This is a genomic window from Lysobacter yananisis (assembly GCF_031199375.1).
Lineage (GTDB): Bacteria > Pseudomonadota > Gammaproteobacteria > Xanthomonadales > Xanthomonadaceae > Lysobacter > Lysobacter yananisis.
In genome coordinates this window covers 6,043,517-6,065,374 of the sequence record NZ_CP133568.1, presented here as the reverse complement: position 1 = coordinate 6,065,374, position 21,858 = coordinate 6,043,517, and the positions used below count along the sequence as shown (strand labels likewise).

23 protein-coding genes are annotated in these 21,858 nt (G+C 70.6%); 13 read left to right on the top strand and 10 right to left on the bottom strand.

Annotated features, from left to right (window positions below; translation table 11 throughout):
- The first annotated feature begins 33 nt into the window (after positions 1-33).
- Complete coding sequence (locus RDV84_RS25145; protein ID WP_078998282.1) at positions 34-423, top strand: MAPEG family protein; 390 nt, start codon at positions 34-36, stop codon at positions 421-423.
- Between the two features lie 4 nt (positions 424-427).
- Here RDV84_RS25145 and RDV84_RS25140 read toward each other — a convergent pair whose 3' ends face one another.
- Complete coding sequence (locus tag RDV84_RS25140) at positions 428-700, bottom strand: GIY-YIG nuclease family protein (RefSeq protein WP_123649190.1); 273 nt, start codon at positions 698-700, stop codon at positions 428-430.
- Between the two features lie 151 nt (positions 701-851).
- On the opposite strand from RDV84_RS25140, the gene RDV84_RS25135 reads away from it, so the two are divergent.
- A complete protein-coding gene (locus RDV84_RS25135) occupies positions 852-1,184 on the top strand; it encodes a metalloregulator ArsR/SmtB family transcription factor (protein WP_057946742.1) in 333 nt (110 codons plus the stop codon).
- Positions 1,185-1,229: 45 nt separating this feature from the next.
- Here RDV84_RS25135 and RDV84_RS25130 read toward each other — a convergent pair whose 3' ends face one another.
- The 5 genes from RDV84_RS25130 to RDV84_RS25110 form a co-directional block, all read right to left on the bottom strand.
- Complete coding sequence (locus RDV84_RS25130; RefSeq protein ID WP_138884774.1) at positions 1,230-1,904, bottom strand: serine/threonine protein kinase; 675 nt, start codon at positions 1,902-1,904, stop codon at positions 1,230-1,232.
- Between the two features lie 27 nt (positions 1,905-1,931).
- Complete coding sequence (locus tag RDV84_RS25125; RefSeq protein ID WP_057946744.1) at positions 1,932-2,441, bottom strand: RNA polymerase sigma factor; 510 nt, start codon at positions 2,439-2,441, stop codon at positions 1,932-1,934.
- A 119-nt stretch (positions 2,442-2,560) separates the two neighbouring features.
- Positions 2,561-3,637 carry a hypothetical protein gene (locus RDV84_RS25120; RefSeq protein ID WP_309152010.1) on the bottom strand — a complete coding sequence of 359 codons (1,077 nt, stop codon included), beginning with the start codon at positions 3,635-3,637 and terminating at the stop codon, positions 2,561-2,563.
- Entirely contained in the window at positions 3,634-4,707 is a 1,074-nt protein-coding gene (locus RDV84_RS25115; protein ID WP_309152009.1) for an acyl-CoA desaturase, read from the bottom strand. Before RDV84_RS25115 ends, RDV84_RS25120 begins: the two co-directional genes overlap by 4 nt.
- A gap of 447 nt (positions 4,708-5,154) precedes the next feature.
- Complete coding sequence (locus RDV84_RS25110) at positions 5,155-5,661, bottom strand: GreA/GreB family elongation factor (protein ID WP_309152008.1); 507 nt, start codon at positions 5,659-5,661, stop codon at positions 5,155-5,157.
- Between the two features lie 304 nt (positions 5,662-5,965).
- Here RDV84_RS25110 and RDV84_RS25105 point away from each other — a divergent pair, with 304 nt between their 5' ends.
- The 3 genes from RDV84_RS25105 (at position 5,966) to dbpA (ending at position 9,151) form a co-directional block, all read left to right on the top strand.
- Entirely contained in the window at positions 5,966-6,526 is a 561-nt protein-coding gene (locus tag RDV84_RS25105) for a hypothetical protein (RefSeq protein ID WP_309152007.1), read from the top strand.
- Positions 6,478-7,662 carry an XVIPCD domain-containing protein gene (locus RDV84_RS25100; RefSeq protein WP_309152006.1) on the top strand — a complete coding sequence of 395 codons (1,185 nt, stop codon included), beginning with the start codon at positions 6,478-6,480 and terminating at the stop codon, positions 7,660-7,662. The genes RDV84_RS25105 and RDV84_RS25100 overlap by 49 nt, the downstream gene beginning before the upstream one ends.
- An 82-nt stretch (positions 7,663-7,744) precedes the next feature.
- Positions 7,745-9,151: an ATP-dependent RNA helicase DbpA gene (gene dbpA / locus RDV84_RS25095; RefSeq protein WP_309152005.1), complete on the top strand. Its 1,407-nt coding sequence runs from the start codon at positions 7,745-7,747 to the stop codon at positions 9,149-9,151.
- A 214-nt stretch (positions 9,152-9,365) separates the two neighbouring features.
- Here the strand turns inward: dbpA and RDV84_RS25090 are convergent, their stop codons facing one another.
- Positions 9,366-9,944 (bottom strand): DoxX family membrane protein, encoded by a 579-nt coding sequence (locus tag RDV84_RS25090; RefSeq protein ID WP_425606183.1) that lies wholly within the window; start codon positions 9,942-9,944, stop codon positions 9,366-9,368.
- Here RDV84_RS25090 and RDV84_RS27185 point away from each other — a divergent pair.
- The gene (locus RDV84_RS27185) at positions 9,862-10,149 is read left to right on the top strand and encodes a DUF6053 domain-containing protein (protein WP_425606184.1); all 288 of its coding nucleotides are present in this window, start codon (positions 9,862-9,864) and stop codon (positions 10,147-10,149) included. The two genes, RDV84_RS25090 and RDV84_RS27185, sit on opposite strands and share 83 nt — an antisense overlap.
- Here RDV84_RS27185 and RDV84_RS25085 read toward each other — a convergent pair.
- On the bottom strand, positions 10,038-11,225 hold the full coding sequence (locus tag RDV84_RS25085; RefSeq protein WP_309152004.1) for a glycoside hydrolase family 64 protein: 1,188 nt from the start codon (positions 11,223-11,225) through the stop codon (positions 10,038-10,040). The two genes, RDV84_RS27185 and RDV84_RS25085, sit on opposite strands and share 112 nt — an antisense overlap.
- 443 nt (positions 11,226-11,668) lie before the next feature.
- On the opposite strand from RDV84_RS25085, the gene RDV84_RS25080 reads away from it, so the two are divergent.
- From RDV84_RS25080 to RDV84_RS25070, 3 genes are all read left to right on the top strand, one after another.
- A complete protein-coding gene (locus tag RDV84_RS25080; protein WP_309152003.1) occupies positions 11,669-13,078 on the top strand; it encodes a M1 family metallopeptidase in 1,410 nt (469 codons plus the stop codon).
- A gap of 255 nt (positions 13,079-13,333) precedes the next feature.
- On the top strand, positions 13,334-15,790 hold the full coding sequence (locus RDV84_RS25075; RefSeq protein WP_309152002.1) for a TonB-dependent receptor plug domain-containing protein: 2,457 nt from the start codon (positions 13,334-13,336) through the stop codon (positions 15,788-15,790).
- A gap of 25 nt (positions 15,791-15,815) precedes the next feature.
- The gene (locus RDV84_RS25070; RefSeq protein ID WP_309152001.1) at positions 15,816-16,217 is read left to right on the top strand and encodes a TfoX/Sxy family protein; all 402 of its coding nucleotides are present in this window, start codon (positions 15,816-15,818) and stop codon (positions 16,215-16,217) included.
- Between the two features lie 144 nt (positions 16,218-16,361).
- Here RDV84_RS25070 and RDV84_RS25065 read toward each other — a convergent pair whose 3' ends face one another.
- Positions 16,362-17,246: a LysR substrate-binding domain-containing protein gene (locus RDV84_RS25065; protein ID WP_309152000.1), complete on the bottom strand. Its 885-nt coding sequence runs from the start codon at positions 17,244-17,246 to the stop codon at positions 16,362-16,364.
- A 147-nt stretch (positions 17,247-17,393) separates the two neighbouring features.
- Here RDV84_RS25065 and RDV84_RS25060 point away from each other — a divergent pair, with 147 nt between their 5' ends.
- The 3 genes from RDV84_RS25060 (at position 17,394) to RDV84_RS25050 (ending at position 20,069) form a co-directional block, all read left to right on the top strand.
- Entirely contained in the window at positions 17,394-17,690 is a 297-nt protein-coding gene (locus tag RDV84_RS25060) for a cupin domain-containing protein (RefSeq protein WP_078998293.1), read from the top strand.
- Between the two features lie 282 nt (positions 17,691-17,972).
- Complete coding sequence (locus RDV84_RS25055; protein ID WP_057946756.1) at positions 17,973-18,908, top strand: DMT family transporter; 936 nt, start codon at positions 17,973-17,975, stop codon at positions 18,906-18,908.
- Between the two features lie 264 nt (positions 18,909-19,172).
- Positions 19,173-20,069, top strand: a complete 897-nt coding sequence (locus RDV84_RS25050; protein WP_309151999.1) for a cyclase family protein — start codon at positions 19,173-19,175, stop codon at positions 20,067-20,069.
- Between the two features lie 111 nt (positions 20,070-20,180).
- Here the strand turns inward: RDV84_RS25050 and RDV84_RS25045 are convergent, their stop codons facing one another.
- Positions 20,181-21,083 (bottom strand): LysR family transcriptional regulator, encoded by a 903-nt coding sequence (locus RDV84_RS25045; RefSeq protein ID WP_309151998.1) that lies wholly within the window; start codon positions 21,081-21,083, stop codon positions 20,181-20,183.
- An 83-nt stretch (positions 21,084-21,166) separates the two neighbouring features.
- Between RDV84_RS25045 and RDV84_RS25040 the strand changes: the two genes are divergently transcribed.
- Positions 21,167-21,817, top strand: a complete 651-nt coding sequence (locus RDV84_RS25040) for an NAD(P)-dependent oxidoreductase (RefSeq protein WP_309151997.1) — start codon at positions 21,167-21,169, stop codon at positions 21,815-21,817.
- Positions 21,818-21,858 lie beyond the last annotated feature (41 nt).

The following is a 21,858-nucleotide window of genomic DNA, read 5'->3' as shown; positions in this document are numbered from 1 at the left end:
TGCGCTCGCTCCTCGCTCAAACGAGTAAAGCCGATGAACACCGAATTGCAGATGCTGGCCTGGTCGGTCGCGCTGGGCATCGTCCACTTGCTGGTGGCGGCCGCGTTCATGACCGCGCAGCGCGGCGTGCGCTGGAACGCCAGCGCGCGCGACGGCACGCCGCCGCCGCTGACCGGCACGGCCGCGCGCATCGACCGCGCCTGGCGCAATTACCTGGAAACCTTCCCGCTGTTCGCCGCGCTGGCGCTGGCCGTGGTCGTCGCCGGCCGCGGCAACGACCACACCGCATTGGCCGCGCAGCTGTATTTCTGGGCACGGCTGGCGTATGTGCCGGTCTATGCCGCCGGCATTCCCTACCTGCGTTCGGCGGTGTGGGCGGTGTCGCTGTGGGGAATCCTGCAGTTGCTGTGGGCGCTGCTGTAGTCGCTCAGCCCGTTGCGCCCTCGGCCGCGACCGGCGCCTGCGCGCACAGCGCGCGCTTGGCCGCTGCGGTGAGCTGTTTGATCGCGTACTCGGCGCGCAGCGCGGCGCCGCGGTCGGGATGCTCGAAGCGCGCCAGCAGCCGCGCCGGCGGATGCGCGCGGGTATAGCGCGCGCCCTTGCCGGCGGCGTGCTGGGCGTAGCGGCGCTCCACGTCGACGGCGATGCCGGTGTAGAGGCTGCCGTCGGTGCATTCGATGAGGTAGACGTACCAGGGCATCGGCGTAGGGTAAGGCGAGGAGCGAGCGAAAACCCGCTTTTTCTCACTCCTAACTCCTCTTCGCTCACTCCTCGCCTCATTTAGGAATTTAGTTAAGTAATCAAGGCTATACTGGCCGCTCCGCGCCGCCCGGCGCGCCCGAGCCGCCGCCATGTCGCAAGACAAGATCTTCGAAGCCCTGGCGTCGAGGCCGCGCCGGCAGATCCTGGCCTTCCTGTCCGAGCGCGAGCTCAGCGCCGGCGACATCGCCGCGCGTTTCGACATGAGCGCGCCGGCGGTGTCGCGGCATCTGTCGGTGCTGGTCAACGCCGGCCTGATCAGCAGCGAGCGCCGCGGCCAGTTCGTGGTCTACAAGCTGGTGCCGGACCACTTGGTCAATACGCTGACCCAGTTCGCGTTCGAAATCTGCCCGGTCGGCGGCCCGCTCAAGCGCGAAAGCCGGCGCGCGGCGCGCAAGAGCGCGGGCGGCAAGCCGGCGGCTTGAGGCGCGGCGCCTGCGCGCCCGCATCGGCCCGGGCCGCGCCCGACGTCACTCCCGTTCGAAGCGCTCGATCTCCTCCAGCACCGCCTCGGCGCGGCGCACGCTGGCGCCGGCGACGCCGTCGTCCACCGCCCGGCGCAGGCGCGGCCGGGCCGGGTCGCGCGACCAGCGCAGGAACCACGCGCTGGCCAGCAGGCCGGCCACCCCGACCGCGCCGCCGTAGACGAACATCGACGGCGCGTTGCGGTACAGGTCGACGCCGAACAGGCTCATCAGGATCGCCGCCAACGCCGGCATCCACAGCAGCCACCAGGCCAGCCCGACCGCGAGGCCGCCGCGCACGTAGGCCCGGCGCAGCGCCGCCAGCCGCCGCTGCAGGGCCAACACCGGTGCGGTGTAGTCGATGCCGGCGACGCAGGACTGCACCCACGCGCCGCACACCACCAGGGCGATGCCGTACAGGTGCAGGGCCAGGCCGAACGCGAGCAGGTGCGCGCTGTGCGCATGCGCGCTCCAGAACGCTGCGCCCCAGATCGTCAGCAGCACGCCGGCGGCCATCTGCAGCGCCTGTCCCCACACCAGCGGACGCAGCCCGCTGCGCATGCGCCGGCCGCGCTCTTCGCGCAGGCGCAGCCGTTCCATCCGGTGCTGGCGGTCGAGCTTGTCGCCCAGCGCCTGCCAGGCTTGCTTGAGTTCGTCGAGTTCCATCGTCGCTGCGCTCATGGTTCGGTTCCGCGGTGGCAAGGGGCGTCAGTCGGCCAGCGCGGCGCGCAGGCGCTGCTTGAGCCGGCCGATCTTGGTGGCGACGTTGCTTTCGCTCAGGCCCAGGACTTCGGCGATCTCGCGATGGCCGCGGTCTTCCAGGTAGAGCAGCAGCAAGGCGCGGTCCAGCGGCGGCTGCTGCGCGATCAGGCGCTGCAGCAGGCGCAGGCGCTGCGCGATTTCCGGCGTGTCGCCGTCGTCGGCGGGCAGCGCGTGCAGGTCTTCGTCCAGCGCCAGGGTGTCGTGGCGGCGGCTGCGCTCGCGCAGGTGCGAGATCGCCACGTTGAGGGCGATGCGGTACATCCAGGTGGAAAAGCTGCGCTGCGGGTCGTAGCGGGGGAACGCGCGCCACAACTGCGCGGCGATGTCCTGGGCGAGGTCGGCGCGCTCGTCCTCGCCGCGGGCGTAGCCGGCGGCGACCTTGTAGACGATGCCGCGGTGCGCGGCCAGCAGCGCCTCGAAGCGGCGCTGCCGCGCCGCCGTAGCCTCCCCGCGCATGCCGTCCGCTCCTGCCATCGCCTGGGTCCGTTGGATGTCCATGCCCGGGTGATTCGCGCCCCGGGGCGAATCATCACACCCGCGGCGACGGACGGGCGAGTCGGTGCGGGGCCGCGTCGTCAGGCCGCCGCCGCGGCCTCGGCGCGGTGGCGGTAGAACTGCAGGATGGTGTCGCTGAAGTCGCCGATCAGCCAGCGCGCCAGCGGTGCGGCGTACCAGTTGAAGCCGGTGCTGACCCGGTAGTCCATGCGGATGCGCAGTTCGGTGGCGGCGCCGCGCGGGACCAGGGTATAGCGGGTGCCGGTGAGGTCGAAGTAATGGCCGCCGATTTCGACGTGGTCGTCGAGCGCGCCGGGCGGGATCGAATCCGGCGCGAACTGGTACTGCCATTGCACGTAGCGGCCCGGCTGCCAGTCGGCCGAGCGCTGGCGGAAATGGATGCCCTTGCCCATGCGCACCTCGCGGGTGAGGCCGGCGGCGTCCTCGTGGGTCAGCCCGGCCAGCGGCGTGGGCACGCCGATGCGGTACATCCAGGCGCGGTCGACCTCGGCGGCGCGGATATGGTCGGCGTCGAGCAATTGCCGCCACACCGCCGCGGGCGCGGCCTGGACCAGCACGCTGCGTTCGACCCGCTCGATCCGCCACGGCTCGTCGTGGCCGACGCCGAACAGGGTCAGCAGCACCGGCAGGAACGCCAGGCTGTAGACCGTCGGCGTCTTCGACCAGCCGGCCCAGCGGCACAGCGCGCCCATCAGCATGCCGCCGATCGAGGCGAGCACGGCGAACAGCGGCCAGATGAGCACGATGCAGATCGCGCCTTCGAGCATGAACAGCATCGTCCCGGCCATGCACAGGGTGACGCTGAGCCAGGGCGCGAAGAAGTGATAGCGCAGCCGGCGCGCTTGCTGGCGTTCGGCCAGATAGACCGTGACCGCGCCGATCGCGACCGGCGCGAGCAGGATGAAGACGGTCAGCATCGGCGCCCAGGCGCTGCCGGCTTCGCCGTTGAAGACCAGGCGCAAGGCCAGGCCGATCAGGGCGCCGCCGAGCACGGGCAGGAGCGCGAGCAAGGGCCGGTCGAAGCGCCGTATCTTCGCCACCCGCGCCGCGTAGGCGGCGTGCGCCTCGGGCGGCAGCGGCGGCGGGTCGGCGGGCGAGGGAGCGGGCGCGTCGCGGTCGGAGGTCGGATCGTTCATCGGCTCGGGATCGATTGCAGGGAAACGGGGGCGCTCGCGCGCGGCGGCGCGGCATCGAGGCAGTGCAGTTCTTCGCGCGGCGGCAGGTCCTCGGGCAGGCGCAGATCGCGCACCAGCCCGACGCGTTCCAGCGCGCGCAGCAGCCACCAGCCCGGGTCCCACTCGCCCGGATACAGCCCCAGCCGCGCCGAACCCGGAAACGCATGATGGTTGTTGTGCCAGCACTCGCCCATGGTCAGCAGCGAGGCGAAGCGCACGTTGCGGCCCTGCACCGCGGCGCCGCGCACTTCGTGGCGCATGCCGCCGTGGTTGTGGGCGAAGTAGCCGACCAGCCAGTGGCCGAACACGCCCGCGCTCACCCGCGCGCACACGCCCCAGAACACCCAGCCCCAGCCGCCGAGGGCGTAGAAGCCCAGCGCCCAAGGCAGGTGCTGCCACATCCAGGTGCGCTGCAGGAAGCGATAGAAACGGTCGTCGGCGATGCGCGCCTCGATCTCGATCTTCGGCGGCGCGCGCAGGCGCAGTTCGCAATGCAGTTGCCACCACGCGTCTTGCAGGAAGCCGCGGCGGTGGGCGAGATAATCGTGGCAGTGCGGCAGGCGCTGGGCGTAATCGCGCAGGTCGTGGGTGCGCACCAACGCGAGCGGCCCGGCCAGGCCGACCTGCACGCCGCAATAGACCAGCAGGTATTCCAGCCACTTGGGGCAGGCGAAGCTGTCGTGGATCAGTTTGCGGTGCATGCCCAGCGAATGACCGAGCAGCAGCACCGCGGCGGTGGAGACGACGAACAGCGCGAACGCGCCCCAACTGAAGGTCAGCGCGCCGCCGAAGATGGCGCCGGCGGCCATGGCGGCGAACCACAGCGAGCGCACCGGCTCCCAGACGACCAGGCCGTCGCTGACGCTGCGCACCGAGTCGGCCAGCCGGGCCCGCGAACGCACGCGGTGCGCGCTCAGGCTGGCGGGGATGGCGCCCGGCGGCGGGGGCGCGGAGGGCGTCGCCTTCGCCGACGCGGCGGTCGCAGACACGGCCTTCGCGGCGGGCCAGGGATTCACGGGCAGCGGGTTCACAGGCGTCTCCTTCGCACGTTGCACGGCCGTCGCGGCATCCGCGCCGGCCCCTGCCGGCGGGATTCATGCATCAGCATTTAACTAATTTGCTAAAAGATTGATTGTGCGTGCCCCTGCCGTCAAGCCCATGCCGACGGGCGGTCGGCCTGGGCAAGCCGGGGTCATGTTCGCGCAGTGCTTCGTCTGCGGGGCGATGGCTTGGCGAGCATGCGTCGCGCCGCAAGGCGACGGGCTTCGGTCTGGCTGGGTTTTCGCTGCAATGCGGCCCACCGCCAAGACGGGCCCGTTAACTACTGCCGTACCGTGATCGCTTCAGCAGCGCGTACGGTGCGCCAGCGCCGTGTCGCGCGCCGGTCCTGACTTGAAACCCGCGGAGCGCGCGCCGCCGCCATTGCTGCCGCGACGGGCACGGAGGCTTCTCATCTCGACCGTGGCGGCGCCGCGCCCTCAGCCGTATTCGATCGCCAGCACTTCCACGTTGGCGTCGCCGGCCGGCCGCTTCCACACCACGCTGTCGCCCACGCGCGCGCCGTGCAGCGCGCGCGCCAGCGGCGAGACCCAACTGATCAGCCCGCGCTCGGGATCGGCCTCGTCCTCGCCGACGATGCGGTAGCGATACTCGTGGCCGGCGTCGTCGATCACTTCGACCCGCGCGCCGAACGCGACCCGGTCGGACGGCTGGCGTTCGGGCGCGATGGTGATCGCGCCGAGGATGCGCGCCTGCAGCCAGCGCATCTCGCGCTGGATATGCGCGCGTTCCAGACGCGCGCCGACCGCTTCGGCCGCGATCGCACCGTCCAGCGCCTGCACGCGCTTGATCGCGTCGTTCAGGCGCGAACGCAGCAGCATCATCCCGCGCGGGGTCACGTAGTTGGGGTGCTCGCTGATCGGCAGTTCCGGCAGTTCGCCGGGATCGGATTCGCCGTCGCCTTCCCTGACGAAGGCGCGGCTCATGTGAAAGGGGCGTGCAAGACAGACATTGTTCGACTTTAGGACGGCTAACGTTGTCTCAGGGTGAGCGTGATGTGATTTGGGGTTTGCCGGAATTGTCGGTTCGGCGGTTCGGCGATTCGAGGCGGAGACGGCGGCGAGGGGTTTGCTCGCATCGCGTGTAGGCGTCGAGCCGTCGGGGAGCAACAGTGATGGCTTCTTTGCGCCGGACTTGCGCCTGCGGCTTTTGGTTATTTCCCATTCGCGATGGGGATGCTTAACCTCGGGCCGAGATACGGCGTTAGTCGACAGGATGTTGGGGAATTCGATGAATCGAAGCGGCGGTACTTCGACTTTTACACGCGCGCTCGCACCCGCGGCGTTGGCGTTCGCCGCCTGCGTGGCCGCGTCCTGCAGCACAGCGGGAGCGAGCGGGGCCGGTCGTGGCGGGCGGGCAGCGGATCCGGCGAGCGCGGTGACGGTCGAGAATCTGTTGCGTTGGTCGGTCCAGGGGCCGGCGGGGATCGCCAAGATCCGCAGTGGCCTCACGCAGACATTCGAAATGAAGCCGTCGGGCAAGCAAGGATTGTACGGCGCGGGTCCGGTGAGGCTGACCGACGGATACACCCTCAACTTTTCGAGCATCCGGGGTCTGACCGGCGCGATCCATATAGGCGTCGAGGAGCGGCCGTGTTATTCGCCGGATCGCGCAGCCGAGCTGCTTCCAGGCGCCACCGATAGCGTCGTACTCGACGCGCATATGGCCGATCGCGGCAAGAGCTACTTCACTCGCCGCAATGGGTTTCAGGTGTATTTCATGACTACGCCCGAGACCTACCAGTGTGTCACCAGCATCCACATTCGGCCGGTCGAAACCACGAATCTATGACCGCCGCCGACAAGGACGTCGAGTATCTGCGATCCAAGCCGGAGTTTCGCGACATGCCGGATCGCATCCAGGCATGGATAGCGCAGTCGCCGACCGCAGCGGCCGGTTTCGCCGATTTCTTCAAACGCGGCGGCGTGGTGGAAGATCTGCCGGATGTCGGACTTCCGTACTACTGGGCGGCGGAGCCTCCGAGGATTTTCGTCGAGGCGTCCCAATGGCAATCGCTGCAGGCCAACGACGCCCCCGCCTGGCCCCAGCGCCACCTGTTCGGAACCCTCGCCCACGAGATCGGCCACCACCGCTACAACACCGGCTCGGTGCCGTTCCACGGCCGCACCGCCGACGAGTACGTGCAGTACCGCGCCGGCCTGGAAGCGCAGGCGATCTTCAACGCGTTTGCGATCTTCAAGGAACTGGAAGGCCAGCCTGAGTTCGCCGGCGGCAAGCCGTTCGGCTCCATCGGCTATTTGAACGAGGTCGAGCTGGGCTCGCTGTACGGCGAGTGGAAGGCCGGCCGGTTGGGCGACACCGAGGCGGTCGAACGGATCGCGGCGAAGGTGGCCAATGCGCCCTATACCTTGGCCAGGCCGCCGCAGGACATGGACGGCAACGGCGCGATCGCCCACCGCGACGCTTACTTGCGCGATTACGCGCGGTATATCGAGCCGAAACTGCAGCCGCAGTCGTCCACCGATCCCGCCGCAGCGCCGCTCGGCCCGCACGATGCCGCGCTGCTCGACCGCCTGCGCGCGCAGGTGCGCGAGCTCGACCGGCTTGCCGGCAAGGGCTGGGACGAGCAAAGCGAACGCTTGAGCGCCAGCGCCCTGGTCATGGCGAAAGAATGCGGATTCACCGCCCAGGACGAGCTGCGCCTGGTCTTCAACCGGCGCAGCGACGATTTCGCCGCGGGAACCTTGCTGCATCTGTCGCGGCAGGGCGCGAACGCGTCTCCCGACCCGTACGCCAACCGCGCGCACATGCCGGTGGCCGACGCCCTGGCCGTCCCGGCTGCGGAGCGCTGCGAGCAGGCGCGGGCCGTCGAGGTCGCGCAGGCGCAGCAGCCGACGGCCGCGCAGCCGCAGGCCGTTTGCGCGCCGGACGATCCTGGCAAGACGGCTGCGAAGCTGCCGGCCTGAAGTCGCCGGCATCGGGCAGGTCCAGGCCGAAGACAAGCCGGGCCGCCGCCCCCGATCCGGGCCGAACCTGCGATCATGTCGCATGGAACCGCAAACCCCCACGGCCGACGCCGCTCCGGCCGCATTCGACACCCTCCCGCTCGCTCCGGCCCTGCTGCAGGGCGTGGCCGCGCTCGGCTACCGCGCCATGACCCCGGTGCAGGCGTGCGCGCTGCCGGCGATCCTCGACGGCCGCGACGTGATCGCCCAGGCGCCGACCGGCAGCGGCAAGACCGCCGCGTTCGGCCTGGGCCTGCTGCAACGGCTGGATCCGGCGCAGATCCGCACCCAGGCGCTGGTGCTGTGCCCGACCCGCGAACTGGCCGATCAGGTCGGCCAGCAACTGCGCAAGCTCGCCTTCGCCATCGCCAACCTCAAGGTCTCGGTGCTGTGCGGCGGCATGCCGCTGGGCCCGCAGCTGGCCTCGCTGGAACACGCGCCGCACATCGCCGTGGGCACGCCCGGGCGCCTGCAGGAACTGCTGCGCCACGGCGCGCTCAAGCTCGACGGCCTGCGCACGCTGGTGTTCGACGAGGCCGACCGCATGTTCGACATGGGCTTCGAAGAGGCGGTGCGCGAGATCGTGCGCAAGACGCCCAAGAACCGCCAGGGCCTGCTGTTTTCGGCCACGTTCCCCGATGCGATCCGCGAACTCGGCCGCAACGCGCTGCGCGATCCGGTCGAGGTCACCGTCGAGGGCGAGACCTCGGCGCCGCGCATCGATCAGTACTTCTACGAAGTCGAGGCCGGACGCAAGACCCCGCTGCTGGGCGCGTTGCTGCTGGAGTACCGTCCCGAGTCGTGCGTGGTGTTCTGCAACATGCGCAAGGACACCGAGGAAGTGGTCGGCTCGCTCGAACACTACGGCTTCACCGCGCTGGCCCTGCACGGCGAGATGGAGCAGCGCGACCGCGACGAGGTGCTGGTGCGTTTCGCCAACCGCAGCTGCAACGTGCTGGTGGCCAGCGACGTGGCCGCGCGCGGGCTCGACGTGGAAGACCTCGGCGCGGTGGTCAACTACGACCTGCCGACCGACCCGGACGTCTACGTGCACCGCATCGGCCGCACCGGCCGCGCCGGCCGCGGCGGCGTCGCGCTGAGCCTGTGCGGGCCGCGCGAAACCGCGCGCGCCGAGCAGATCGCGCAGCGCATGGGCGCGCCGCTGCAGTGGCGCAGCGCCCAGCCGCTCGGCGGCAAGGCCCGCAACGCGCCGGCCGCGCCGATGGCGACATTGCGCATCGACGCGGGCAAGACCGACAAGCTGCGTCCCGGCGACATCCTCGGCGCGCTGACGGGCGAGGCCGGGCTCAAGGCCGAGGCGGTCGGCAAGATCAACGTGTTCGCCACGCGGTCCTATGTCGCCGTCGCCCGCGGCCAAGCCGCCGCGGCGCTGGCGCGGTTGCGCGAGGGCAAGATCAAGGGGCGCAAGTTTCGGGTGAACCGGCTGTAGAGGCCGCGGGCGCGACATCGCGCTTACGACGCGACCTGCCGCAATGCGGTCGCGGCTCGCGCCGCTCCTACAGGGCGAGCCCGCGCTTGCGACGTTGCCGGATGTCCGACTGTAGGAGCTGCGCAAGCGGCGACCGCGACACGGCGCTTACGACGCAAGCCATGACAGCCTGGTCGGGGCCTGCACAGCCCCGCAAAAAAGCGCCGGTGTTGGATCACTTGCCGTTGAGCGAATACTTCCCCGGCCCCAGCAACGCCACCGCGGCCGCCGTGGCCAGGAACATCGCCTGCAACTCGATCGCCCAGCCGCCTTGGTCGTTGAGCTGGCCGAGCTGGCCCAGGTGGACCAGCGCGATCGCCACCAACATGTTGCCGGCGACCAGCACCGCGCCGATGCGCGCGTGCCAGCCCAGGATCAGCAGGGCCGGGCCCAGCACTTCGCCGAGCAGCACGCCGTAGCCGAGAAAACCGGGCAGGCCGTGCGCTTCGACCATGCCGACGATGCCTTCGGTGCCGCCGCGCAGCTTGGCGATGCCGTGCAGCAGGATCAACGCGCCCAGGCTCAGGCGCAGGATCAGTTTGCCCAGGTCGGACCAGCGCTCGGTGGTCATGGCGGCTCGCGTCGGTGGAGGTGACCGCCAGGATCGCGCCGGGGAGGCGCAGGCGTCGTGAAGCCATAAAGAACTAACGATCGATGCCCGGTGTCGGGCTGTGGGAGGGACTTCAGTCCCGATGCTGTCCGTTTGGGTCGCGGCGACCCGGCCGAAGAGCGTCGGGACTGAAGTCCCTCCCACAAGAGCCGACGTCCGGCCCGTTGTGCTGTGGGAGGGGCTTTCAGCCCCGACGCCTTTGTTTCGGGTCGCGGCGATCCAACCCGGCCGATCCCCTCAGCGCAACGCCCGCAGCGTCACCGTCAAGGTGTCCGGATCGCCCGAGCGCGCCGCGCCGCTGAAGTCCGGGCCGCCGCTGGCGGTCACGTCGTCGTACGGGAACGCGTAGCCGCGGTTGTCGGGCAGCCGTTCGTGCACCAGTCGCGCGTAGTGGTTGGTCTGGGCGTTGCGGTAGAAGCGGCTGGCGATTTCGCCGTTGGGCTGGTTGGCGTTGTCGAGCAGGGTGGTGCGGTTCAACGCCGCGGCCAGGCGCGGGATGATCGCCTTGCGCACGTCGCTGGCGCCGCCGAGGCTGAAGGGGCCGCTGTCGCAGCTGAGCACGTCGGCGGTGCTGGGCTTGGCGAAGGCTTCGCCGTTGTTGAAGCGCAGCAGGTTGTCGCCGCCCACGCGCGCGGTCAGCACGCCGAAGCCGGACTGGGTGTCGACGGTGAGGGTGGTGCCGCGGTACTTGTTCCAGCACGCGTCGATGTAGCCGGTCAGGTAGTTCTGGAAGCGCGCGGCCTGGTAGTGCGCGCTCATCGCGCGCAGGTTGCGGCCGTCGGGACCGCGCTGGATCAGCGAGTTCCAGGCCGAGCCCTCCTGCGCGGCCTGCTGCTGCAGCGAGTAGCAGATCGGGTCGAGCGAGGCCGCCGGCAGGCCCGGGATCGTCTCGACCCGGCCCGACAGCGAGCGCAGCGACAGCCCCAGCGGCGCGGCGACGAAGTCGACGTAGCTGATGTTGGAGAACAGCTCGTACTCGTTGAAAGTGAATTCGGCGAAGGTCCAGTTCTTGTTGAAGTTGGTGTCGCTGGTGTTGAGGAAGCTGGGGTGCACCACCGCCGGGCCCGGGTTGACGTAGAAGTTCAGCTTGCTGCCGGTGACCAGATAGATGCGCGCGCCGTACATGCGCGGCACCGACACGCGCACGGTGCTGCCGTTGGCGCCGAGCGGGATCGCGCAGTCGGCGCCCAGCGGCGTCACCGGCGCGGACGGCGAGGGCGGGTAGTAGGCGCTGCCGTCGGCGCGCACGAACACCGGCCGGCCGTTGTCGAAGCCGGTGACGTAGGCATAGGCCGTGTTCTGGCCGGACGCGTTGAGCAAGGCGAGGTTGAAGCGCGCCGGGGTGGCGGCGAGCGCGCCGCGCGGCAACAGCGGGACGGCGAGCGCGGCGGCGCTGGCGCCGAGGAAGGTGCGGCGGGTGACCATCGGGTGCGGCTCCTGGGCTGGGCAAGCGCGGCGGCGCGAGCAGGCGCCGGCGGAGCGCGGCGCACGACCAAGCCGGTGGCCTGCGTGGACGGACGTGGGCGCGGGAAGCGCGCCCACGGGCCGCACCTTGTCCCGTGGCTGACAGCGCTGTCAGTGATCGCGGCCGCAGATCGTCCACGCCGGGGCCGCGCGCGGCGGCGCGGATGCGGAAGAAAGCGATTACCGTCGAACCTGAATGCGCGAAGCCGGGTTTACCGCATCTGCCGGCTTGGCCCGCGCGCGGCGCGGCCTCCGCCAAAAGAGGGTTCAGCGCGGGGCGCGGTTGCGCGATCATCGGCGACCCTGTGGCCGTCGCGTTGTCCGCGCCGGCGCGGGCAGGACAGCACCAGGAATTCAGGATCGCGGCTTCCCCCCGGCCGCGCAGCGCAGGACGAACCGCCGATATGCCAGCCGCCACGACTCCCCACCGCCCCTCGCGCCTGCGCGCGCGCCTGGCCGCCGCGCTCGCGGCGGCAGCGCTGGCCGCGCCGATCGCGGCCGCGGCGCAGGGCGCGGCCGCCGCGCGCGCCGGCGCCAATCTCGACGTGCTGCACTACACCGCGCGGGTCGAGCCGGACATCGCCGGCAAGACCCTGCGCGGGCAGGTCTCGATCCGCCTGGCCCTGCGCGCCGAGGGCGCCCAGCAACTGGAGTTCGACGCCGGCGAGCTGGAGATCGAGAAGGTCTCCGAACGCGGCCGCGCGCTGGTCTTCGAGAAGGTCGAACAGCGCCTGCGCGTGCGTTTGCCGCAGCCCGGCAAGTCCGGCGAGCGCCACGAGATCGACGTGGTCTATCGCGGCGCGCCGCGTTACGGCCTGGAGTTCCATCCCGAGCGCGGCGAGGTCTATACGATCTTCTCCACCAGCCAGTGGCTGGTGTGCATCGACGCGCCGTCCGAGCGCGCCAGCCTGGACCTGACCCTGACCGTGCCCAGCGGCCTCAAGGCGGTCGGCAACGGCCGGCTGGTGTCGAAGTCCGCGCTCGGCGGGCGCCGCGATTCCTACCGCTGGCGCCAGGACCAGCCGATGCCGAGCTACGTCTACGGCTTCGCCGCCGGCCGTTACAACGAAGCCGGCGGCACCGGCGAAAACGGCGAACTGCGTTTCCTGTCGGCCGAGCTGGAGGGTCCGCAGCTGCGCAAGCTGTTCGGCGACAGCGCCGACATGCTGCGCTTCTTCGGCCGCCGCGCCGGCATCCGCTACCGCGGCACCTACAGCCAGGTGCTGGTGGCCAAGACCGTCGGCCAGGAGCTCGACGGCTTCGCCCTGCTGTCGGAGGCCTACGGCCGCGAAGTGCTGGAAAAGCCCGAGGCGCAGGGCCTGATCGCGCACGAGCTGGCCCACCAGTGGTGGGGCAACATGGTCACCAACCGCGACTGGGGCCAGTTCTGGCTCAACGAAGGCTTCGCCAACTTCATGGCCGCGGCCTACCTGGAGCACCGCTTCGGCGAAGCCGCGTACCGCGAGCGCGTGGACAGCTGGAAGCGGCGCGTGGACAAGCTGCGCGAGAGCGGCAAGGACCATGCCCTGGTCTACGCCAACTGGAACAAGCCCACCGCCGACGACCGCGCCGTGGTCTACCAGAAGGGCGCCTACGTCCTGCACCTGTTGCGCGAGGAACTCGGCGAACGCGCGTTCTGGCGCGGCGTGCGCACCTACACCCGCGCCTACTACGGCCACTCGGTGACCAGCGCCGACCTGCGCCAGGTCATGGAGCGCGCCAGCGGCCGCGACCTGTCGGCGTTCTTCGCCCGCTGGGTCGACGGCGCCGAACCCGCCCCCGCGATGCCGTCCAGACCCGACCCCGCGAAGTAACCCGAAGCCCTGTAGGAGCGGCGCAAGCCGCGACCGCGAACGCTGCGGTCGCGCCGCCGCTTTGCGCCCGACGAAAACGCCGCCCGCCCGACCGGCCCTCCAGGCCGCATCCGCGCGCGCCGCCGGCCGCCCCGCGCCAACCCGCCGCCCGTCACGCTTCCGGCTTCACATTTCCAGTCCTCACGCTGTGCGCCAACGGTCGTCTTGGCTTTAGGCTAGGGGATCGCCCCGCCCGCCACCGCCAGGACTCCCGCCATGACCCAGCCCCGCTTCGCCCCCCGCCATGCCCGTCCGCGCCGCGCTCCGCTGTACCGGGCGACGATGTGCGCCCTGTGGCTCGGCGGCAGCCTGTGCGCCGGCGGCGCGCTCGCCCAGGACGCCGGGCCCGCGCAACCGCCGCCGGCGCAGGCCAGCGAAGCGCGCACCCTGGAAACCGTGTCGGTGCTCGGCTCGCGCCGCGCCCAGCGTTCCTCCGACACCACCTCGATCTCGCCGGTCGACGTGCTGCCGATGGCCAAGAACGCCGAGGAAGGCGCGCAGTTCGACCTCGCCCAGTCGCTGCAGTACGCCGCGCCCTCGTTCAACTCGACCCGCCAGAGCGGCGCCGACGGCGCCGACCTGGTCGACTCGGCCGCGCTGCGCGGCCTGGGCTCGGACCAGACCCTGGTGCTGGTCAACGGCAAGCGCCACCACACCACCGCGCTGCTGAACCTGTTCGGCGCGCGCAACCGCGGCAACACCGGCACCGACCTCAACACCATCCCGTTGATGGCGATCGACAGCGTCGAGATCCTGCGCGACGGCGCCGCCGCGCAGTACGGCTCCGACGCGATCGCCGGGGTCATGAACATCTCGCTGAAGAAGCGCAAGGGCTGCGAGGCCGTCGCCGGCTACGGCCAGTATTCCAAGGGCGACGGCGAGAACTGGCTGGCCACCGCGTACTGCGGCTTCGGCCTGGGCAGCGACGGCAGCATCGGCATCACCGGCGAATGGCAGGACCGCGGCCGCTCCGACCGCTCCGAGCCGGCCGGCAGCCCGCGCATCATCGGCGACTCCAAGGTCAAGAATCAGACCCTGTTCCTCAACGGCGACAAGCCGCTCGGCGAGAACCTGGATCTGTACTTCACCCTCGGCGCGCAGCGGCGCGACGCGTCCTCGGCCGCGTTCGCGCGCGAGGGCATCGGTTCGGAGGACATCCCCTCGCGCAACTCCGCGGCGATGTACCCGGACGGCTTCGTGCCGTTCATCGACGGCGACATCGACGACCGCTTCGGCATCCTCGGCCTGCGCTGGTCGCTGGGCGAATGGAACGCCGACCTGTCCTACACCTACGGCTACAGCAAGCTGCGCTACACCATCAACAACACCCTCAACGCCTCGCTGGCGAATCTCGACCTCATCAACGGCGGCAAGGGCGTCAGCCCGCGCAGCTTCGACGCCGGCGGCTTCTCGTTCGAGCAGAACACGGTCAACTTCGACGTCAACCGTTTCTACGACCATATCTTCCGCGGCCTCAACGTCGCCTTCGGCCTGGAGCGGCGCGACGAGCGCTACAAGATCTTCGCCGGCGAGCCGGGTTCCTACCTCGACTACGACGGCGACTCCGACGGCGGCAACGCCGGCAGCCAGGGCTTCCCCGGCTTCCGCCCGGGCGACGCCGGCGGCCACAGCCGCGACAGCTGGGCCGCCTACGCCGACGTCGAAGCCGACTTCACCGAGCGCTTCACCGCCGGCGTGGCGGTGCGCTACGAGGATTACAGCGACTTCGGCAACACCACCACCGGCAAGCTCGCCGCGGGCTTCCGCGCTACCGACACGCTGATGTTCCGCGCCTCGGCCAGCACCGGTTTCCGCGCGCCGTCGCTGCAGCAGAAGTATTTCTCCTCGACCATCACCGACTTCGTCAACGGCCAGCCGGTCGACGTGGTGATCGCGCCGAACGGCGGCGCTCTGGCCAACCAGGCCGGACTGCCGGCGCTGACCAAGGAGAAGTCGCGCAACTACACCCTCGGCCTGACCTGGTCGCCGACCGCCGACACCTCGCTGACGCTGGACGCCTACCGCATCGACATCGACGACCGCATCGTGCTCAGCGGCCGCTTCGGCGACGACGATCCGGTCATCGGCGACGCGCTGCGCGCGCTGCAGGTCGGCCAGGCGCAGTTCTTCGTCAATTCGGTCGATACCCGCACCGAGGGCGTGGACTTCACCTTCAACAACGAGCGCGAACTCGGCAACGACTTCAAGCTCGGCACCTTCTTCGCCCTCAACCTCAACCGCACCAAGGTCCGCGCGATCCGCGCGCCGCCGGCGCTGGTCGGGCGCGAGGACGTGCTGTTGTCCGAGCGCGAACGCTTGTTCATCGAGCAGGGCGCGCCGCGGTCCAAGGCCGTGCTCGGCTTCGACCTCAGCCGCGGTGCCTGGGAAGGCAACTTCAAGGCGATCTACTTCGGCCCGCAGACGCTCGGCACCTTCACCGGCACCGCCGGCGGCGTGCCCAACGCGCGCTACAAGGCCAAGGCCTCGGCCGACCTCAGCGTGACTTACGCCTTCAGCGACAACACCAAGCTCACCGTCGGCGGCTCCAACCTGTTCAACGTCAAGCCGACCCGGCAGGACCCGAACGAGACCGACAACGGCCACATCTTCGACAGCGTCCAGTTCGGCCTGAACGGCACGGCGTATTTCGTGCGCCTTTGGCATAAGTTCTGATCGCCGCGGCGGGTAGGATCGGGTCATGCACGAAGACCTGATCGCCCACCTGCACGACCTGTCCGCCGGCTTCGGCGCGCTCGACGCGCGGCGGATGTTCGGCGGGCACGGCGTGTACCGCGACGGCACGATGATCGGGCTGTTGTCGGACGAGACGTTGTATCTGAAGACCGACGAACACACCCTGCCGCGTTTCCGGGCGGCGGGGTGTTCGCCTTTCCTGTACGCGCGGCGCGGCGAGACTGTGCCGACCAGTTACTGGACGGTGCCGGAACAGGCGATGGAATCGCCGCAGGACATGCGGCCGTGGCTGGCGCTGGCGTGGGAGGCCGCGATGCGGAAGGCGGCGAAGAAGCGTCCGGCCAAGAAGCGCGCGGCCAAGAAGCGCGCGGCCAAGAAAGTCGCGAAGAAAAAGCCGCAGGCCTGATTCGACTGTGGATATCCGACTGTAGGAGCGGCGCGAGCCGCGACTGCGACAACGCAACTACGCCGCAACCTTCGCCGTAGCTGCGTTGTCGCGGTCGCGGCTTGCGCCGCTCCTACAGGTAGCGAACCGAAGCAACGCGGTGGCTTAGTCCTTTTCGACCGCCAGCAGCCAATCCAGGAACGCCCGCGCGGCCGGCCGCAGCCGCCGGTGCGCCGGATAGATCGCGTAGTACGACCAGCGCGCGGTCATCTTCGGCCCCGGCAGGCGCATCAGCTGGCCCGAGCGCAGGTAGGGCACCACGATCTGCTCGCGCGCGAGCGCCGCGCCGAGGCCGTGCGCGGCGGCCATCAGCGCGTCGGTGGTGTCGCTGAAGGTGTAGCGCTCTTCGAGCTTGCGCCCGTGCACGCCGGCGGCGCGGAACCAGTCGTGCCAGCCCTGGCGGGCGTGGTCGGCGATCAGCGGCAGCTCGGCGATTTGCGCCGGCTCGGCGATCGCCTCGACCCCGGGCGTGCGCGGCGAAGTCACCGGGAACAGCGCGTCGGCCATCAGGAAGTGCGAGGTCAGCCCCGGCCAGTGGCCGGCGCCGTGGCGGATGCCGAGGTCCGGGCCGCTGTCGTCGAAACGGGCCAGGGCGATTTCGGTATCGACGCTGAGCTGGATGTGCGGGTGGGCGTGGGCGAACTCGGGCAGGCGCGGCAGCAGCCAAGTGTAGGCCAGCGAGTGCAGGGTGGTGATGCGGACCCGGTCGCGCTCCTCGCGCGCCAGGCGCAGGCTGCGCAGCACGCCGTCGACGTCGGCCAGCGCGGTGCCGGCGGCATCGGCCAGCTGCCGGCCCTGCGGGGTCAGCGCGACCCCGCGCGCATGGCGCTGGAACAGGCTTACCCCGAGCCGGCTTTCCAGCTTGCGCACGTGGTGGCTGACCGCGCTGGCGGTGAGATGCAGTTCTTCGGCGGCATGGGCGAAGTTCTGGTGGCGCGCCGCCGCCTCGAACGCCGCCAGGGCCGGAAGCCAGTCCGCTCGCAGGGCCATCGGAGCCTCAAGTCAGATTTGTGCCTGGGTGCGAAAGTATGCGCTTGCGTCGGATTGGCGGCCAGTCAGAATAAGCCGCAGGGAAAAGCCAGATTATCGTCGCAGCTGCCCGAACCCCGTCGCGCCCGCGCCTTACGACGTCCGCACATGAGCCTCATCGACCTGCTTGCGACCTCCGCCGAACTGCCCGACGCCTGGCGCTCGAGCGTGGTCGGCCGCTTCGGCGGCGCCAACCTCAAGCTGTTGCGCATGGACGCCGGCGCCTACGAGGAAGAGACGCACGATTTCGCCGAAGGCCTGCTGGTGCTCGACGGGACGATGCGCCTGAGCGTCGGCGGCGAGGTGGTCGATGTCGGTGCGGGGCAGCTGTATGTCGTGCCCGCCGGCGTCGCCCACGCGGTCGCGCCGGGCAGCCGCGGCACGCTGGCGATCCTGGACGTCTGAGCGCGCCGTCCGGCGTGCGCGTCGCCGCACTGGCGTGCAGCGAGCCGGCGTGCAGCGAACGGGCGCGGAGTCGGTACGAATCCGGATATCCGCCGACCCGCCGCGTAGCGACACTGCGCATGGAGGCCGCGCGCCGCCGGCTCGGCGTTCCCATCGCGCGCAACGGCGCCCGTCGCCGCTGCGCCGACCGCGTCGCCGCGAGGCCGGCGCGGCCGTGATCCCCCGCGGGCGCCGCATCGCGCGGCCGCCTGTTCCGAACCGATGTCTCCGAGGATCTTGCGCATGCGTTCCCCCGAACTCGCCGCCACCGTGACGCCCAACGGCTCCGCGCCCGCGCCCGTCGCTGCCACGGACTCCGCCCGCGCCGGCTGGCGCACGCCGCTGGAACTGACCGTGCTCGGCGCGATCTGGGGCGGCTCGTTCCTGTTCATGCGCGTGGCCGCCAAGGACTTCGGCGCGCTGCCGCTGGTGGAGATGCGCCTGGGCCTGGGCGCGCTGATCCTGCTGCCGTTCCTGTGGAAAGCGCGCGAGTCGTTTCGCGGCGCGAAGATCTGGGCCAAGCTGGCCTTGATCGGCGTGATCAACTCGGCGCTGCCGTTCGCGTTGTTCGCCTGGGCCGCGCAGCGCGCGCCGGCCGGCGTCGGCGCGATCACCAATTCGATGGCGGTGCTGTTCACCGCCCTGGTCGGGTTCCTGTTCTTCGGCGAGAAGATCGGCGCGCAGCGCGCGATCGCGTTGCTGGCCGGGTTCGCCGGCGTGGTGGTGCTGGCCAGCGGCAAGACCGCCGGCGCCAGCATCGGCTGGGCGGTGGCGGCCGGTTGCGCGGCCGCGTTCCTGTACGGCATCGGCGCCAACCTGGTGCGGCGCCAGCTGACCGGCCTGCCGGCCGCGGCGGTGGCGGCGGCGACGCTGGGCAGCTCGGCCCTGCTGACCCTGCCGTTCGCGATCGCGAGCTGGCCCACCCACGCGATCCCGGCCAAGTCGTGGCTGTCGGCGAGCATGCTCGGCGTGCTGTGCACCGGCATCGCCTTCGTCATGTACTACCGGCTGATCCAGCGCATCGGCGCCGGCCGCGCGGTCGCGGTGACCTACCTGGTGCCGCTGTTCGGCGTGGCCTGGGGCTGGATGCTGCTGGACGAGCCGCTGACCCTGAGCATGCTGATCGCCGGCGCGCTGATCCTGGGCAGCGTGGCGATGAGCCAACGGGCGGCGAAGTAAAGCGCCGCCGCCGGCCGTCGTTCCCGCTTCCGCAGGAATGACGGGCAAAAGCAGAAGCGCCGCAAGCCTCGCGACGTCACCCGCCGTCATTCCCGCGAACGCGGGAATCCAGAGGCTTCAGAGTCATGCTTCGATGAAGCCCTGGATGTTCGGCTCCGCCGAAGTAAAGCGGAGCCCGCGTTCGCGGGAATGACGAGCAAAGGCACAAGCGCCGCCGCCCTCGCGATGCTTCCCACCCCGATTCCCCACGACCGGAGCCCCCGCGTGACCCCGATCCAGCACCGCGTGCAGTTCGACTTCGAAGTGGAATTCACCAACGGCGGCGGCCTGCAAGGCCAGGGCTTCCGCCTCGACATCGACGGCGACGACATCGCCGACGCCGAACTGGCGGCCTACATCGTGCGCGACCTGCGCCTGCTGATGGCCGGGCCGGTGCGCATCCTCAACAAGACCGTCCTGATCGAGGCGCACAAGCGCGCGGCCGGCGCGCTGGAAAGCGGCGCGGTGCGCTACGTCGACCTGAGCCACACCATCGAGGACGGGCTGGTCACCTATCCCGGCCTGCCGCCGGCGCATATCTGCGATTACCTCAGCCGCGAGCAATCGCGCGAGGTCTACGCCGAGGGCACCCAGTTCCAGATCGGCCGCATCGACATGGTCGCCAACACCGGCACCTACATCGATTGCCCCTCGCATCGCTACGCCGACGGCAAGGACCTGTCGCAGATCGGCCCGGAAGACTGCGCCGATCTCGACGCGCTGGTGGTGCGCGTGCCCGAATCGCTGCGCGCGATCGACGATTCGCATTTCCGCGGCCTGGAGCTGCGCGGCCGCGCGGTGCTGGTGCACACCGGCTGGGACCGGCATTTCGCCACCCCGGCCTACGGCGTCGGCCATCCGTTCCTGACCGAAGCCGCGGCGCTGTGGCTGCGCGACTGCGGCGTGCGCCTGGTCGGGATCGACTCGGTCAACATCGACGACACCTCGGGCAAGTCGCGGCCGGTGCATTCGACCCTGCTCGGCGCGGGCATCCTGATCGTCGAGCACCTGCGCAACCTGGCAGCGCTGCCGGACACGGGTTTCAGCTTCAGCGCGGTGCCGCCGAAGGTGAAGGGGATGGGGACGTTTCCGGTGCGGGCGTTGGCGAAGCTGCGGGGGTAGCGCGTCGCGGCGGAGAGGAAAGCATCGGGCCTGAAGGCCCTCCCACAAGAGCCACGGCTTTTGTGGGAGGGCCTTCAGGCCCGACGCCTTTGTCTCGGCCGAAGCCGAACCTCAGCGCTGCAGATAGTCCTGCAACGCCGCGATCGCCAATCGCACCTTCGCCGGCTGCGGTTCGCGCTGCGCGGTCACCGCGAACACGCCCAGCGCCGGCATCCGCCACTGCGGCAGCACCAGCACCGCGCGGCCGTCGGCCACCAGCGGCATCGCGTCGGGCTCGGGCAGGCGCACGATGCCCAGGCCCTGCAGCATCATCTGCCCGACCACGCGCGAGTTGTTGGCGACGATGCGCCCGCTCACCCGCACCCGCCGCGACGGTTCGCCGTCGCGGAACAGTTCGACGTATTCGGGCTGGTTGATCACGCTCAGGATCAGCATCGGGTGCTCGGCCAGTTCCTCGGGCGAACGCGGCAGGCCGTGCTCGCGCGCATATTCGGTCGAGGCCACCAGTAGGTGCCGCCACTCGGCCAGGCGCCGCGCGACCAGGTTCGAATCCAGCAGCCGGCCGACCCGGATCGCCAGGTCGATGCGCTCGCCGATCAGGTCGATCTGGCGGTCGTCGGCGAAGATCCGCAGCGCCAGCGCCGGATGCGCGCGCAGCAGCGGCGCCAGCGCCGGCGCCAGGTGCTGGGCGAAGCCGACCGGCACGGCGATGCGCAGCTCGCCGCGCGGTTCTTCGCGCAGGTCGCCCAGGTGCCGTTCGGCCGCGCGCGCGGCGTGCAGCATCGCCGCGCAGTCCTCGTAGTAGGCCTGGCCGATTTCGGTGGTGCTGAGTTTGCGGGTCGAGCGATGGAGCAGGGCGGCGCCGGTCTCGGCCTCGAGCTGGCGCAGTTGCTGGCTGACCGCCGAGGGGGTCATGTCCAGCTCGCGCGCGGCCGCGCTCATCGAGCCCAACTCGACCACGCGGGCGAACACGGCCATGCGCTTGAGGCGGTCTATCGTGAAGTCCAGCTTCATGGTCCTAGTCTCCGGGGCCGGATTATCGGCGGACCTATTAGCGCACAGACTATATCCCGTCCTCAGACCCACGGGAGTTCCGCATGAACATCGTCCTTATCGGCGCCACCGGCTACGTCGGCCGCGCCGTGCTCGAAGAAGCCCTGAACCGCGGCCACCGCGTCACCGCCGTGGCCCGCAACACCGACTCGCTGCCGGCCCACGCCGGCCTGACCGCGCGCGCCGCGAACGTCGGCGGCGACGACCCGGCCGCGCTGGCCGCGGCGCTGCGCGGCGCCGACGCGGTCATCGCCTCGTTCAACGCCGGCGGCTGGCAGAACCCGAACCTCGGCGCCGACACCGTCGCCGGCTACGGCCAGATCGTCGCCGCGGCCAAGCAGGCCGGGGTGCCGCGCCTGCTGGTGGTCGGCGGCGCCGGCAGCCTGGAGGTGGCGCCGGGCCAGCAGGTGCTCGACCAGCCCGGCTTTCCCGACGAATACCGCGCCGGCGCCGAGGCCATGCGCAGCGTGCTCAAGACCCTGCGCGAGGAGCGCGAACTGGACTGGACCTTCCTGTCGCCGGCCGCGCACCTGGTGCCGGGCGAGCGCACCGGCCGCTTCCGCCTCGGCGGCGACCAGTTGCTGGTCGATGCCGCGGGCGAGAGCAAGATCTCGGTGCAGGACTACGCGGTGGCGCTGATCGACGAACTCGAACAGCCGGCGCATTCGCGTAAGCGGTTCACGCTGGCGTATTGAGCCGGCGCGAGGGGAGGGCGTTCGGGGCCGATGCGGCGGGT